This is a genomic window from Streptomyces sp. NPDC051064 (assembly GCF_044455985.1).
GTDB lineage: Bacteria > Actinomycetota > Actinomycetes > Streptomycetales > Streptomycetaceae > Streptomyces.
In genome coordinates this window covers 238,074-252,454 of sequence record NZ_JBITFK010000001.1, presented here as the reverse complement: position 1 = coordinate 252,454, position 14,381 = coordinate 238,074, and the positions used below count along the sequence as shown (strand labels likewise).

Genomic DNA, 14,381 nt, shown 5'->3' with positions numbered 1-14,381 from the left:
GGGCGATACCTTCACGTCCCCGAACCGGGCGTCGTTGTTCATGTGCGCGCAGACCGTCCCGGGGGACACCGGATCCACCCCTGGGCGCAGCCCCAGGGACACGGGCCCGCCTTCCCCACAACGCGTGAGCAAGAACCCCCGGACGGCACACAGGCCGACGACCGGCCGGCACAGGGCGAACACGGCGCGACGGAGGGCAGGGCGGGCGTGGAGAGTTCGACGACCAGGACCGGGGCACGGCCCACGGGGCCCTCCGACGCGTACAAGAGGACCGCGCAGTCCGCACCGGAAAGCTCCGTGACCGCCCGCATGGCCCACCTCCAGCGCGCAGCGGGCAACACCGCCGTCCTCCGCATGCTGGGGGAGCGGACGGCTCCCGGAAATGAGGCCCCGGAGACACCGGACCCTGCCCCTTAGGCCCTTGGCCAGAACAAGAACTTCGCCTACAACGGGTAAGCAGGCCACCCCAGGCGCCAAGGAGGACCACCTGTGCACTCCGCCGATCGGGAGCACCGGAACTCCGGCGAGCGCACAACCGGTACAACGCTCCGCCCCCGGCAGCCGACGACCATGAGCGGCGCATGGGTGCGGCACCTGCAGCGTGTGGCCGCCGACAGGACCACCGCACCACCCGAGCGGGCCGAGCCGCCCAGACCACAGGACGACGGGGCCGAGACCATCGCCCGGCTGAGCCAGTCGATCGAACAGAACACAGTCCAGCAGAAGACGAAGAAGAACGTCTTCGCACCGGGCACCTGGCTGCCCGAGCAGTGGACCGCCGAAGGGCCGGCCCGGCTCAGGAAAGTCCTCGACCGGCGGGTGATGCGCGGCGAGGCGTTCAACGCCCAGGACCTGGGCGACATCAAGCACCTCTCCAAGGTGAACACCCAGTGGCTCGACAAGGTGGGCATCGGCACCTACGAGCAGGCCGAGAACTACACCAAAGGACGATTCGACGACTGGCTGAAGCTCCCCGCCGGCAAACGCGTGCTCACCGCCACCCTGGCCGTCCGCGCCAACCACCCGGCCACACGGGAAGCCGGTCAGGCCACACCGATCTCGCCGGACTACACACTCGGCCGCTTCATGCTCACCAAAGCGCCTGACACCCCACCCGACGAGAAGAAGAACCTGGAACGGGAACGCGACCAGCAGATCCGGGACACGGCCGTCGACACCCTCTATCCAGCCGGAATCGACCCCAAGCGCCTGCACCCCGACGGCATCCCCGAAACGGGCCCCACCACCGCCAAAGGCAAGAACAAGAGCACCGCACCGGACCTCGTCGCGAAAGACGCGCGGGCCCGCGAGATGCTCACCAAGGTGCTGCTCATCCTCCAGAACGGGCTGAAACTCTACGACCCGGAAGCCGGGGCGCACATGGCCGACTACGAGAAGGACGTCATCCGCGCCCTCGCCCACGGCGGACGCGTCAACATCCGAATCCCCGCCCTGCGATCCGCCGACGAACCCGCCTACTCACTGCCGGAATTCCTCGGCATCACCCAGGACGACCGCACGGACACCCGCGCCGGCGACGTCGTCGACCGCGGCTTCGCCACACACCGCACCTCCATCGGGGACAACAAAGAGGGCAAGCGCGGCACGTTCAAGGAGAAGGGCGGCCTCAAGGCATCGCTCACCAACGTGGTGTCCCTCGGCGCCGACCGCCCGGACCTGTGGGGCCAGGACATCTCCGGCGGCGGTCTCGGCTCCAAGGACTGGAACGGCGACGTGGTACTCCCGAACGGGTCATACGGCCACATGCTGCTCGTCCACCACCGGCCGACCCGAAGCAAGGACGGTTCGCTCCAGATCGGCATCGAGACCCTCGCACCCCACGCCACCAGCCCCGTGGGCTACCAGCACGACTTCCGCTCCACCGAAGCCACCGCCAACCCCGAGTCCATCCTGCACGGCCACAAGGGCGACAAGGTCGGCTCCGGCGGACTGAGCAAGAACGAACGCCTCGTCGAACTGGGAGAGATGGGCAAGGACGGGGACTGGCGCGCCTTCCTGGACGAGATCAAGAAACAGTGGGACGCCGCCCTGGCGGAGACCCAGGACGGCTCCCCGAAACGCAAAGCCCTGTACCAGAACCTGGTCGGCCCACGAACACGACCGAAGCCCTGAGAACAGGGCAGGGCAGGGCAGGCAGGGCAGGACGGTGACCGGCGAGGGCACACGGCAGACACCCCCCTCCACTCCCACAACCACTGGGCCACACGAGGGCGGCCGCCCTCCCGAAGGACGACGGCCGCCGCACACCACCCGCTCAGGCCCCCCGGTCAGAACACCGGCACACCATCCCGCGTCAGACGCCAGTCCACCGACGCGAACTCCGCAGGATCCACCGAACCCTTCGCCTGGACCCACCCGATGATCGTGTTCCGGATCTCATCCGAATTCGCCCACAACTGCTTCGCACCCGGCACATGCGGGAAGTTGCCGCCACCACTCGCCCGGTAGTTGTTCACCGCGAAGACGAACTGCGCCGCCGGATCCACCGGCGCCCCCTCGAACGACAACCCCACGATCCGCGAACCGGCCGGCTTCGCGATATCGATGTCGTACGTCACGCCCGACACCACGTCGTAGTTGTAATCCGGAATGTTCTCCGCATTCGTCAGCTTCGACGTGTCCACCGGCGCCCCCGCAGCCGTCTGCACGTAGTACTTCGCCGAGTACTCCAGATAATCCTTCAGCTGCGCACCCGTCAGAAGCCGCGCCTCCAGCGTGTTCTCGAACGGATACAGCCCCGCAGCATCCTTGATCGTCACCTCACCCGCGGGAATCGCCGCCGTACGCGAGAAGCACGCCGCCTGCGACAGCACCGGCAACGCCGCGTACTCACCGCCCGCCAGCGCCTCCTTCACCGTCTCCGCCTGCACCAGATTGATCAGATCGATGACCGGCTCGTCCTTCCACGGCGCCTCCACCGTCGACATCGCCGACACAGACGTACCGATGACCTGGTTCACATAGGCCACCACCTTCGTGTGCTCATCCCCGAGCAACGACGTGATCTGCGGATCCTCCTCCACCGTGTTCGAGTTCAGCACCGAAGCACCGACCTTCTCGACCACCCAACGACCCTTCTCCCACACCAGATCGAAGTCGAACAGCGTCAGCCGCTGCCCCCACTTCAACGGCTCCGAGAGAACGACCTGCTTCCCGGTCTCCTTGTTCGTCACGAAGTACTCGGGAATCTCCGAATGCGCGTGACCCACCAGGATCGCGTCGATCCCCGGCACCTGCTCGGCCACCAGACCCGCCGCGTTCTCGACGTACGGCAACTGATCCCCGTACGACGACGTGCCCGACGAACCCGAATGCGCCGACACGATCACCACATCCGCACCCATCGAACGAAGCTTCGGCACCCACTTCGCCGCCTGCTCCTCAAGACCCGGGAACACCATCTTCCCGCCCACATTCGCCTTGTCCCAGATCGCGATACCAGGATTCGTCAACCCAAGAACCGCCACCCGCACATCACGGCCATGCGGCGTACGCACCCGCTTGATCACATACGGGGCGAACGCCGGCCGCAACGTTTTCGCATCCAGCGCATTCGCACCCAGCAGCGGAAAATCACACTGCTCCTCGAACTTCCGCAACACCGGAATGCCGTAGTTGAACTCATGATTCCCGAGCGCCGCCGCGTCATAACCGATCTTGTTCATCGCCTGCGCCATCGGATGCACCGGACCACGCTTCGCCGTGATCGGATCGATCTTCGCGTAGTAGTACGACAACTGGGTGCCCTGGATGGTGTCACCCGCATCGATCAACAACGTGTTCCGACGGCCCCGGTCCTCACGGATCTGATCCACCAGCGTCGAGATCTTCGCCAGACCGACGTCGTTGTGCGCCTTGTCGTCGAACTCCTTGTCCGTGAAGTAGTCCCAGTTGAAGACATTGCCGTGCAGGTCCGTCGTCCCCATCACCGTGAACGAGTACCGCTTCGGCGGACGCCCGTGACCGTGCCCCTTCGGCTCCGAGGCCGCCGCAGACCCCGCGCCGGCCCCTCCCGCCAGCGCCACACCCGCACCGGCGACAGCCGAACGGCCCAGAAACGTCCTACGGTTCAACGGCATCCTTGACTCCTCGTTCGAGCGAACAACGCGCGTAGATTCTGGCCCAGCCACCCCCGCCCGCAACACCCCAAACAGGTTTCGATCTGGTGACCAGCGGCTCCACCCCCACCCCCGCCGCCCCGCCGGCACGCACCCCCGGACGCTCATCAGAGCAGCCCGCCGCACAATTCAACACTCGTCAATAATCTTTCACCGAAAGGCTGTTGGACAGCCATGCAGAGACAATTACCTACCCGCAGGTAAGGTCTAGGCTCGAACCATGCGCCGAGCAAAAATCGTTTGTACCCTGGGACCCGCAACCGACACATACGAGCAGATCAAGGCACTGGTCGAAGCGGGAATGGACATCGCCCGCCTCAACCTCAGCCACGGCACCTACGCCGAACACGAAGAGCGCTACAACCACGTACGCAAAGCCTCCGAAGAAACCGGCCGCAGCGTAGGAATCCTCGCCGACCTTCAAGGCCCGAAGATCCGCCTCGGCCGCTTCGCCGAAGGCCCCGTACTCCTTGAACGCGGCGACGACTTCACCATCACCGTCGAACCCATGGAAGGCGACCGCACCACCTGCGGCACCACCTATGACGGCCTCGCCTCCGACGTCACCGCCGGCGAACGCATCCTCATCGACGACGGCCGCGTCACCCTCGAAGTCACCGAAGTCGACGGACCCCGCGTCCACACCACCGTCATCGAAGGCGGCATGGTCTCCGACCACAAGGGACTCAACCTCCCCGGCGTCGCCGTCTCCGTCCCCGCACTCAGCGAAAAAGACATCGAAGACCTCCGCTGGGCCCTCCGCACCGGCGCCGACATCATCGCCCTCTCCTTCGTGCGCACCGGACGCGACATCGACGACGTCCACCGCATCATGGACGAGGAGGACCGCCGCCTCCCCGTCATCGCCAAGGTCGAGAAGCCCCAGGCCGTCGACAACATCGACGACATCGTCGCCGCCTTCGACGGCATCATGGTCGCCCGCGGCGACCTCGGCGTCGAAATGCCCCTGGAACAGGTCCCGATCGTCCAGAAGCGCGCCATCAAACTCGCCAAACGCAACGCCAAGCCGGTCATCGTCGCCACCCAGATGCTCGACTCGATGATCGACAACTCCCGCCCCACCCGCGCCGAAGCCTCCGACGTCGCCAACGCCGTCATCGACGGCACGGACGCCGTGATGCTCTCCGGCGAGACCAGCGTCGGCAAGTACCCCGTCGAGACCGTCCGCACCATGGCCCGCATCGTCGAGGCGGCCGAGGAGGACATCCTCGCCAAGGGCCTTCCGCCCCTCACCGACCGCAACAAGCCCCGCACCCAGGGCGGCGCGGTCGCCCGCGCGGCAGCCGAGATGGGCGACTTCCTCGGCGCCAAATTCCTGGTGGCCTTCACCCAGAGCGGCGACACCGTCAAGCGCCTCTCCCGCTACCGCTCCCCGATCCCGCTCCTCGCCTTCACCCCGGACCAGGCCACTCGCGCGCAGCTGAACCTGACGTGGGGCGTCGAGACGTTCCTCGGGCCGCACGTGGAGTCGACGGACGCGATGGTGGCGCAGGTGGACGAGGAGCTGCTGCGGATCGGCCGCTGCCAGAAGGGCGACATCGTGGTCATCACGGCCGGGTCCCCGCCGGGAGTCGCGGGTTCGACGAACCTGGTACGGGTGCACCACATCGGCGACGACGACAGCCCGGAGTGACGGTCGTCAGTACTTCGGCCCGACGTGAGCGTCCATGAGGGCGACGGACGCCCGTCGGGCTACGGAGATGTTGAACGGATCGCTGCCGCGAGCGAGGGTGGTCCACTCGACACCTACGGCGGTGAGCGTGTCGCTGAAGAGCTTGCGGATGTCGTCGGACTTGTTGGTGAAGAAGTACCGGGGGTATTCGTAGCGCTTCCGCTCGCCACGGACCAGGCGGGTGGTCCAGTTGATGATCCGACAGCCGTCGGAGTGAATGAGACCGCGAATGAATTCCCAGGGGTGGGCGTCAACGATCTGTTGTTGCCACGGTTCGAGTGTGATCTCGCGATTGTGCTTCTTCCCTAACCCATGCTGAGGGAAGAAGCAGGGCCAGTGCTTACTGAAGCTTGTGACGTACTGGCAGCCCTGACTCTGTACTCGGCAGACCTTGTTGCCCGGCCGCGCACGCTGTACGGCCTTGACGCAGGCGTCGATCAGCCCCGGCCACGCGTCGGCGCACGCGATGCGGAGGGAGTACACGCCCCGCTTGGCAGAGCTGACGCAGCCGTCGCCGAGATAGAGGCCGAGCAGGTACGAGTATGCGGCGGGATCATCCGGGAGTCTCGGGGTGTCGCCGCACCGAGGGCATTCGGCGCCCCGGTTATACCCGAGGGGCTCTATTCGTTTCAGCCAGGAACGGATGGCAGCTCGAGAGATCCCGGTCTGCTTGCTGACGGAGTTCTGGCTGAAGCCCTGAGCGACCAGTGCCAGGGCACGCTTGCGAGTGTCGAGGTCGTACACGTTCTCGACTTTGACGCACACTGCTGACGTGGTGGCACGAATCCGGGAAGGTGATCACCCGATCCCGTGAAGTCGCCGCAACTTGCTGCGGCTTTAGAATCGAAGGAAAAGTGCCCCAGGTGGGATTCGAACCCACACTGTCCGCTGTTTGAGAGCGGCCTCTCTAACCATTGGAGTACTGGGGCCTTAGAAAGGAAGGGTCATCGCTGCCCTGCGCGTCACTACCTTACAGGAGCTAGGTAGGCTCGTGGGAGCAGTATCTGCCCCATACCAAGGAGCCCCGTGACCACCCCCGAGTCGCCCCAGCCCGTAGACGCCGTCGACGACGACAAGTCGCACGTCCCGCCGCTGACGACCCGTGTCGTCATCGCCGAGGACGAGGCGCTGATCCGCCTCGACCTCAAAGAGATGCTGGAGGAAGAGGGCTACTCGGTCGTCGGCGAGGCCGGGGACGGGCAGCAGGCCGTCGAGCTGGCCCGGGAGCACCGCCCGGACCTCGTGATCCTCGATGTGAAGATGCCGGTCCTCGACGGGATCTCCGCTGCCGAGAAGATCACCGAGGAGTCCATCGCCCCGGTCCTGATGCTGACGGCGTTCTCGCAGCGGGATCTGGTCGAGCGGGCGCGGGACGCCGGTGCGATGGCGTACCTCGTGAAGCCGTTCAGCAAGAGCGACGTGGTCCCGGCCATCGAGATGGCCGTGTCCCGGTTCGCGGAGCTGAAGGCGCTGGAGAGCGAGATCGCGGACCTGTCGCAGCGGCTGGAGACCCGGAAGCTGGTGGACCGGGCGAAGAGCATTCTGCAGACGGATTACGGGCTCTCGGAGCCGGCGGCGTTCCGCTGGATCCAGAAGACGTCGATGGACCGCCGGATGTCGATGCAGCAGCTCGCCGAGGCCCTGATCGAGGACGCCGAGGAGAAGAAGAAGGCTGCCGAGTAGCCGGTACGCACCTACGGGAAGGGCCCGCCTCCGGATGATCCGGGGGCGGGCCCTTCCCGTGTGCGGGGGTGCTCAGTCCTCGCCGAGGTAGGCCTTGCGGACCGACTCGTCGTGGAGGAGGTCGGCGCCGGTGCCGGAGAGGACGACCTTGCCGACCTCCATGACGTGGCCGTGGTCCGCGAGGGAGAGGGCGGCCTGGGCGTTCTGCTCGACGAGCAGGATCGTGGTGCCCGACGCCTTGAGCTCGACGATGGTCTCCATGATCTTCTGCATCATGATCGGGGAGAGGCCCATGGAGGGCTCGTCGAGCATGAGCAGCTTGGGCTGGGACATGAGTGCGCGTCCCATGGCGAGCATCTGCTGCTCGCCTCCGGAGAGTGTTCCGGCGGCCTGCTTCCGTCGTTCCCCGAGGATGGGGAAGAGGTCGTAGGCGCGCTGGATGTCCTTCTCGATGCCTGCCTTGTCGTTGCGGAGGTAGGCGCCGAGCAGGAGGTTCTCGGCGATCGTCAGCCGGGGGAAGATGTGGCGTCCCTCGGGGGAGTGGGCGATGCCCAGGGAGACGATCTTGTGTGCCGGGATGTTGGTGAGCGGTTTGCCCTCGAAGAGGATGCGGCCGCCGGCGGGCTTGAGGAGTCCGGACAGGGTGCGCAGGGTGGTGGTCTTGCCTGCGCCGTTGGTGCCGATGAGGGTGACGACCTGGCCGGCGTCGACGGTGAAGGAGATGCCCTTGACGGCTTCGATCTTGCCGTAGGCGACGCGGAGGTCCTCGACCTCGAGCAGTGCGGTCATCGGGTGTCCTCCTCCTCGGTGGTGGTGGCGGGCTTGGCTGTGCCGGCTGCGGTGGCTTCGGCGGCCTCGACCTCGGCGGCTTCCTCGGCGCCGGGGGCGCCTTCGAAGGGGGTGCCGAGGTAGGCGGCGACGACGCGTTCGTCGCCCTGGACGACGGGGGCGGTGCCCTCGACGAGTTTTTCGCCCTGGACGAGGACGGCGACGCGGTCGCAGAGGTTGAAGATGAACCGCATGTCGTGCTCGATGACGAGTACGGCGATTCCCTGGTCCCGGATGGCGAAGATGAGTTCTTCGGTGACGCGGGTTTCCTGGGGGTTCATGCCGGCGGTGGGCTCGTCCAGGAGGAGGAGGCCGGGGTCGCTGGCGAGGGCGCGGGCGATCTCCAGCTTGCGCTGGTCTCCGTAGGGGAGGTTGCGCGCGAGGTGGTCGGCCTTGTCGGCGAGGCCGATGAACTCCAGGAGTTCCATGCAGCGTTCGCGGCTGGCGTTCTCCGCCTTCTTGTAGCCGGGGAGGCGCAGGAGGGCGGACCAGAGGCCTTCTTTGGTCCTGGTGTGGCGTCCGACGAGGACGTTTTCCAGGACGGTCATGTTGGCGAAGAGGCGGATGTTCTGGAAGGTGCGGGCGATGCCTGCCTGGGTGACGAGGTGGGGCTTGGGCGGCAGGACGGTGCCCTTGTAGCTGACCTTGCCTTCGGTGGGGACGTAGAGGCCGGTGAGGCAGTTGAAGAAGGTGGTCTTGCCGGCGCCGTTGGGTCCGATGAGTCCGACGATCTCGCCGGCGTTGACGGTGAGGTCGACGCCTCGTACGGCGGTGAGGCCGCCGAAGCGCATGGTGACGCCGCTGGCGTCGAGGACGGTGGTGCCGGTGGGTGCGTCTGTCTTGGTCATGGTGGTCACGCCCCCGCCTTCGTGGTGCCGGCGGCTGTGTCGGTGAGTGGTGTGTCCGGTGGTACGTCGAGTTGGCCGGTCTCGTGGAATTCGAGCTGCTTCCTGCGGTCGGCGACGAGCCCTTCGGGGCGGAAGCGCATCAGGAGGATGAGTGCGAGTCCGAAGAGGAAGAGCTGGTAGTCCTGCATGAACTGCAGTTTGGCCGGGATGAGGTAGAGCAGTGCGGCGCCGACGAGGGGTCCGCTGAGGGTTCCCATGCCGCCGAGGACGACGGCGGCGAGGAGGAACACGGAGTTCGGGGGTACGGACCCGGCGAACTGGTACTGCTCGGGGGTGACCGTGTAGGAGACGTGTGCCTGCACGGTTCCGGCGAGGCCGGCGAGGGTGGCGCCGAGGGCGAAGGCGAGCAGCTTGAGCCGGAAGGCGTTGATGCCCATGGCGGTGGCTGCGGTTTCGTCCTCGCGGATGGCGACCCAGGCTCGGCCGATGCGGGATTCTCCGGAGCGCCGGAAGACGAGGACGACGACGGCGGTGAAGAGGAGCATCAGCAGGTAGTAGTTGGCGGACCTGCCGAGGGTGATGCCGCCGAGGTCGTGGCTGAGTCCGAAGTCGAAGCCGAGGAGCTTGAGGTCGGGGATGCTGGGGATGCCCTGGGAGCCGTTGGTGAGGTCGGGGCCGCTGACGCCGTTGAGGGCGTTGACGGTCAGGCGGAAGATTTCTCCGAATCCGAGGGTGACGATGGCGAGGTAGTCGCCGCGGAGGCGGAGTGTCGGGGCGCCGATGACGACGCCGAAGACGAGTGAGACTGCGGCTCCGGTGAGGACGGCGGCCCAGAAGGGGAACTGGACGCCGACGGGGGAGAGGGGGCTGCCGGAGACGAGTGCTGCGGCGTAGGCGCCGACGCCGAGGAAGGCGACGTAGCCGAGGTCGAGGAGGCCGGCGAGGCCGACGACGACGTTGAGGCCGAGTGCGACGGTCGCGAAGATGAGGATGTTGGCGCCGATGAGGGCGTATTCCTCGTTCTGCTGGGTGAAGGGGAAGCAGAAGGCTGCGACGAGTGCGGCGCACAGGGTGACGTTGCGGTGCTTGGAGGTCAGCGCGGTGACGCGGGCGATGAGTCCGGCCCGGGTGAGTGCGGTGAATCCGAAGGCGACGGCGATGACGTAGCCGATGAAGAGTTCGGCGTATTCGGTGTCGATGCCGTAGGTGAAGACCTCGAGGGCGACGCCGAAGGCGGCGGCGATGATGAGGATTTCGGCCCAGGCGGGGAGTGCCTTGGCGCGGGCGGGTGCCGGTGCGCGGAGGCTGCCGAGGAATCGGTTGAGTGCGCTGGGGGTGGTGGTGTCGTCGAGGGGCTGGTCGTTGGGGAGGCCGAGGGCGGCGATGGTGGCGATGATCGCGCCGGCGAGGCTGACCCAGGCTCCGGGTTCGAGTTCGATCAGTCCGAGGAGGTTGCCGTTGTCGTCCTTGGTGGCGATGACGGCGATGACGGTGTAGGCGGTGGTGAGGAGGGTGCCCAGGGCGAGGAGCCTGGTGGGGCTGTTGGTGCCGCCGGGGGTGAGCCAGCGCAGGCCCTTGATGCCGTATCCGGAGAGGGCGAAGAGGAGGGTGAGTGCTGCGCTGATGAGGGTGAGGACCTGGAGTCCGCCGGGGTATCCGGTGACGGTGAGGTCGCCGGGGAAGGTGTCGGTGTAGGTCCAGGCGAGGAAGGTGCCGATGAGGGCGAGTGCGGCGCCGGTGGTGGTGGCGGCGCGAGCTGCTGTGGTGGGCAGGGGGAGCAGGGCGGTGTTGGTGGTCATGGGTATCACGCCCTGTCCGCGACGCGTTCGCCCAGCAGGCCTTGCGGGCGTATGAGGAGGACGAGGATGAGGAGCACGAAGGCCCATACGTCCTTCCAGGCGCCGCCTCCGAAGAGTTCCATGCCGGGTACGTCGCTCATGTAGCCGGTGGCGAGGGCTTCGGCGACGCCGAGGACGACTCCGCCGAGCATGGCGCCGTAGATGTTGCCGATGCCGCCGAGGACGGCTGCGGTGAAGGCTTTGAGACCCATGATGAAGCCCATGCGGAAGCCGATCTGGCCGTTCTTGAGCCCGTAGGCGACGGCGGCGACGGCGGCGAACGCGGCACCGATGGCGAAGGCCATGACGATGATGCGGTCGGTGTTGATGCCCATGAGCTTGGCGGTGTCGGGGTCCTGGGAGGTCGCCTGCATGCCGCGGCCGGCGCGTGTCTTGGAGACGAAGAGGCCGAGGGCGAGCATGCAGATGGGTGCGGCGATGAGGACGAAGAGGTCGCCGCGTTGGATGTGGGCGCCGAAGATGTCGATCGCTTCGCCCTTGAACTGGGGGAAGGAGCGGTCCTTGGTGGCGTCGGGGTACCACATCCATACGGCCTGCTGGAGTGCGAGGGAGAGGCCGATGGCGGTGATGAGGGGGGCGAGGCGTGGTGCCGTGCGCAGTGGCCGGTAGGCGAAGCGTTCGGCGGCGACGCTGACGGCGACGGAGCAGATGACTCCGCCGGCGATCATGAGGGGTATCGCAGCGAGCAGGGAGAGTCCGGACGGAAGCCCGAGGTAGACCGTGAGGGCTCCGAAGCCCCCGATCATGAAGATCTCGCCGTGTGCGAAGTTGATGAGCTGGATGATTCCGTAGACCATCGTGTATCCGATCGCGATGAGACCGTACATCGCGCCGAGGATGAGTCCATTGGCCAGCTGTTGCGGCAGTTCGTGCACCGCAGGGCCTCCGTGGAGTGGTTCGGATATGGCACCGCGCGGGAGTGCTCGTAGCGCTCCCGCGCGGTCTTGTGTGCGTGCGCTGTGGCCGTGGGGTCCGTGGTGGACCTACTTGACGGCCTCGCTGAGCTTGGAGGTCCACTTGCCGCTGGTGACCTGGTAGGCGGTCATCATGGTGTTGGTGGTGTCGCCGTACTCGTCGAAGGAGACGGGGCCGGTGACGCCGTCGAACTTGACCTGGCTCATGGCTTCGAGGACCTGGATGCGGGCGTCCTCGGGGAGCTTGCCGTCGTTGTCGGCGACGACGGCCTTGATGGCCTCGATGATGGACCAGGTGGCGTCGTAGGTGCCGCCGCCGTAGGCCTCGTAGGCGTCCTTGTATCCGGCCGTCTTGTAGTCGGCGATGAACTTCTTGGCGGAGTCGAGTTCCTCGACGGGCTTGCCGACGGAGGTCGCGATGTCGCCTTCGGCCTTCTTGTTGAGGCTGATGAAGTCGGCGCTGTACATGCCGTCGCCGCCCATGAGGGGGATCTGGACGCTGTCCTTGAGCTGCTGGCTCAGGGGGGCGCCTGCGGGGTATTCACCGCCGTAGTAGACGGCCTTGGCGCCGGAGCGCTTGACCTTGGTGACGACGGAGTTGAAGTCGCGGTCGTCGGGGTTGATGTGGTCGGTTCCGACGATCTTGCCGCCGAGCTCGGTGAAGGTCGTCTTGAAGGAGGCGGCGAGGCCCGCGCCGTAGGGCTTCTGGTCGTCGATGAGGTAGACGTCCTTGACCTTGGCGTTGTCGAAGAGGTACTTCGCGGCGAATGCGCCCTGGATCGCGTCCGTGGTGGCGGTACGGAAGTAGGTCTTGAAGGGGCGCTTCTTGTCGCCGCTCTTCCAGTTGTTGCCCTGGGTCAGCTCGGTGCCGGTGTTGGCGGGGGAGACCTGGGTGAGGTTGGCGTCGTTGAGCGGCTTCTGCATCGACTGGGAGACGCCGGAGTTCAGGGGGCCGACGACGCCGAGGAGGTCCTTGTTGCCGATGAACTTCTGGGCGTTCTGCTGGCCGACGGAGGGCTGGGCCTGGTCGTCGAGCGCCTGGAGTTCGAATTTGATGCCGGGGACGGTCTTGTCCGCGTTGGCGGTCTTGACGGCGAGGTCGGCGGAGTTCTTGATGCCGAGACCGAGGGCGGAGAGGTCGCCGGTCAGGGGTGCGTCGACACCGATGACGACGGTCTGGGTGTCACCGCCGCCGCTGCTCTTGGAGTCGTCGTCGCGCGATCCGCAGGCGGTGAGAGTCAGTGCGCCTGTGGTGAGCACTGTGGTGAGTATGAGCAAAGAACGGTGTCGCACGAAAGGTCCTTTCCCTGGCGCGGCCTCCTCTGCTGAGGTGCCGTGACGTTCGCCGGGCCGTACTGGTCGATACAGGGCCGTGCAGCAGACGCGCCCGGCGGCGCGGTGACTGGCCGTGACTCTAAGGGCAGGTGAGGGGGTGCGGGATGGGTCCGGTGATGATGTGACTGTCTTGTTATGCCGTGGGGAAGGCTTGTTGGCCGCAGTGTGGAGGTGTACGGCTTTTGCCCGGGTGGTGAAGTGACCGCATGGTGAGAACCCGCAGCTCTGCTAAGGGGCTTGGGGTGATCTTGGTGCTGTCGCGCGAATCGGGGCGCAAGGGGCATGGGGGATGCCGGCCGGGAGCGCGGGGGTGGGGCGGGCGACGTTTTTCGTGTATTGCACACATGTTACGCAGTGTTACATGTGTGGGATATGTGTGATGCGTCGCGAGGGTGGCGGTGCTGTTGAAGTGGCTCATGGAACAGGAGTGACGGTCAAGGGCGTTGACCCTCCGTGTCCGCCAACTTCCCCCGAACGCTTCGGATATGGGTCTGCCCGGTCCGGATAGCGGTGTGCTTTCCGGCCGGGCAGGGGGGTGTTGAGGGGTGAGGGTCAGCCGGCGGCGGGGCCGGGTGCGTCGCGGAGCAGGCAGGTGAGGCGGGCGGTGCAGACCCGCTTGTCGTGCTCGTCGGTGATGACGATCTCGTACGTGGCGGTGGAGCGGCCGCGGTGCACGGGGGTGGCGACGCCCGTGACGAGGCCGTTGCGGACGCCGCGGTGATGGGTGCAGTTCAGGTCGACGCCGACGGCGAGCTTGGAGGCGCCGCCGTGGAGCATGGAGCCGATGGAGCCGAGGGTCTCGGCGAGGACGGCCGAGGCGCCGCCGTGGAGGAGTCCGTAGGGCTGGGTGTTGCCTTCGACGGGCATGGTGCCCACGACGCGGTCGGCGGAGGCCTCGGCGATCGTGACGCCCATGCGCTCGCCGAGGTGGCCGGCGGAGAAGAGTGCGGGGAGGTCGACGCCGAGCGCCGCGTACTCGTCGATGATCTCCTGGGGGAACGTGGGTGCGGTGTGCTCGCCCATGGGGTCCGGCTCCGATCGTGTGCGGTCGTTCGTTGCTGTGTGCACTGTTCTTATCAGAC

Annotated in this window: 11 protein-coding genes and 1 tRNA gene; 3 read left to right on the top strand and 9 right to left on the bottom strand. The window is 66.6% G+C overall.

Translation table 11 applies throughout. The features are described 5' to 3' along the window. Nucleotides 1–570 precede the first annotated feature (570 nt). Nucleotides 571–2,133 carry a PE-PGRS family protein gene (locus tag ACIBCU_RS01185; protein ID WP_399228391.1) on the top strand — a complete coding sequence of 521 codons (1,563 nt, stop codon included), beginning with the start codon at nucleotides 571–573 and terminating at the stop codon, nucleotides 2,131–2,133. 155 nt (nucleotides 2,134–2,288) lie between these two features. On the opposite strand, the gene ACIBCU_RS01180 is transcribed toward ACIBCU_RS01185, so the two are convergent. After that, entirely contained in the window at nucleotides 2,289–4,100 is a 1,812-nt protein-coding gene (locus tag ACIBCU_RS01180) for a bifunctional metallophosphatase/5'-nucleotidase (protein WP_399228389.1), read from the bottom strand. A gap of 259 nt (nucleotides 4,101–4,359) precedes the next feature. Between ACIBCU_RS01180 and pyk the strand changes: the two genes are divergently transcribed. Continuing rightward, nucleotides 4,360–5,793, top strand: a complete 1,434-nt coding sequence (gene pyk / locus ACIBCU_RS01175) for a pyruvate kinase (RefSeq protein ID WP_362941910.1) — start codon at nucleotides 4,360–4,362, stop codon at nucleotides 5,791–5,793. A gap of 6 nt (nucleotides 5,794–5,799) precedes the next feature. Here pyk and ACIBCU_RS01170 read toward each other — a convergent pair whose 3' ends face one another. Together ACIBCU_RS01170 and ACIBCU_RS01165 are read right to left on the bottom strand one after the other, a co-directional pair. Further along, the gene (locus ACIBCU_RS01170; RefSeq protein ID WP_399228387.1) at nucleotides 5,800–6,576 is read right to left on the bottom strand and encodes a helix-turn-helix domain-containing protein; all 777 of its coding nucleotides are present in this window, start codon (nucleotides 6,574–6,576) and stop codon (nucleotides 5,800–5,802) included. 111 nt (nucleotides 6,577–6,687) lie between these two features. Further along, nucleotides 6,688–6,761, bottom strand: a tRNA-Leu gene (locus ACIBCU_RS01165). Nucleotides 6,762–6,858: 97 nt separating this feature from the next. Here ACIBCU_RS01165 and ACIBCU_RS01160 point away from each other — a divergent pair. Then, nucleotides 6,859–7,515 carry an ANTAR domain-containing response regulator gene (locus ACIBCU_RS01160; RefSeq protein ID WP_104789892.1) on the top strand — a complete coding sequence of 219 codons (657 nt, stop codon included), beginning with the start codon at nucleotides 6,859–6,861 and terminating at the stop codon, nucleotides 7,513–7,515. Between the two features lie 72 nt (nucleotides 7,516–7,587). On the opposite strand, the gene ACIBCU_RS01155 is transcribed toward ACIBCU_RS01160, so the two are convergent. The 6 genes from ACIBCU_RS01155 to ACIBCU_RS01130 all read right to left on the bottom strand — a co-directional run bounded on the left by ACIBCU_RS01155 (nucleotide 7,588) and on the right by ACIBCU_RS01130 (nucleotide 14,322). After that, nucleotides 7,588–8,304 carry an ABC transporter ATP-binding protein gene (locus tag ACIBCU_RS01155; protein WP_362941917.1) on the bottom strand — a complete coding sequence of 239 codons (717 nt, stop codon included), beginning with the start codon at nucleotides 8,302–8,304 and terminating at the stop codon, nucleotides 7,588–7,590. After that, entirely contained in the window at nucleotides 8,301–9,191 is an 891-nt protein-coding gene (locus tag ACIBCU_RS01150) for an ABC transporter ATP-binding protein (protein ID WP_362941920.1), read from the bottom strand. Before ACIBCU_RS01150 ends, ACIBCU_RS01155 begins: the two co-directional genes overlap by 4 nt. 5 nt (nucleotides 9,192–9,196) lie before the next feature. Continuing rightward, a complete protein-coding gene (locus tag ACIBCU_RS01145; protein WP_362941923.1) occupies nucleotides 9,197–10,990 on the bottom strand; it encodes a branched-chain amino acid ABC transporter permease in 1,794 nt (597 codons plus the stop codon). A gap of 5 nt (nucleotides 10,991–10,995) precedes the next feature. After that, nucleotides 10,996–11,925, bottom strand: coding sequence for a branched-chain amino acid ABC transporter permease (locus tag ACIBCU_RS01140; RefSeq protein WP_362941926.1), 930 nt, complete (start codon nucleotides 11,923–11,925; stop codon nucleotides 10,996–10,998). 108 nt (nucleotides 11,926–12,033) lie between these two features. Next, on the bottom strand, nucleotides 12,034–13,242 hold the full coding sequence (locus tag ACIBCU_RS01135; protein WP_362941938.1) for a branched-chain amino acid ABC transporter substrate-binding protein: 1,209 nt from the start codon (nucleotides 13,240–13,242) through the stop codon (nucleotides 12,034–12,036). Between the two features lie 609 nt (nucleotides 13,243–13,851). Further along, complete coding sequence (locus ACIBCU_RS01130) at nucleotides 13,852–14,322, bottom strand: PaaI family thioesterase (RefSeq protein WP_399228382.1); 471 nt, start codon at nucleotides 14,320–14,322, stop codon at nucleotides 13,852–13,854. Nucleotides 14,323–14,381: the final 59 nt, after the last annotated feature.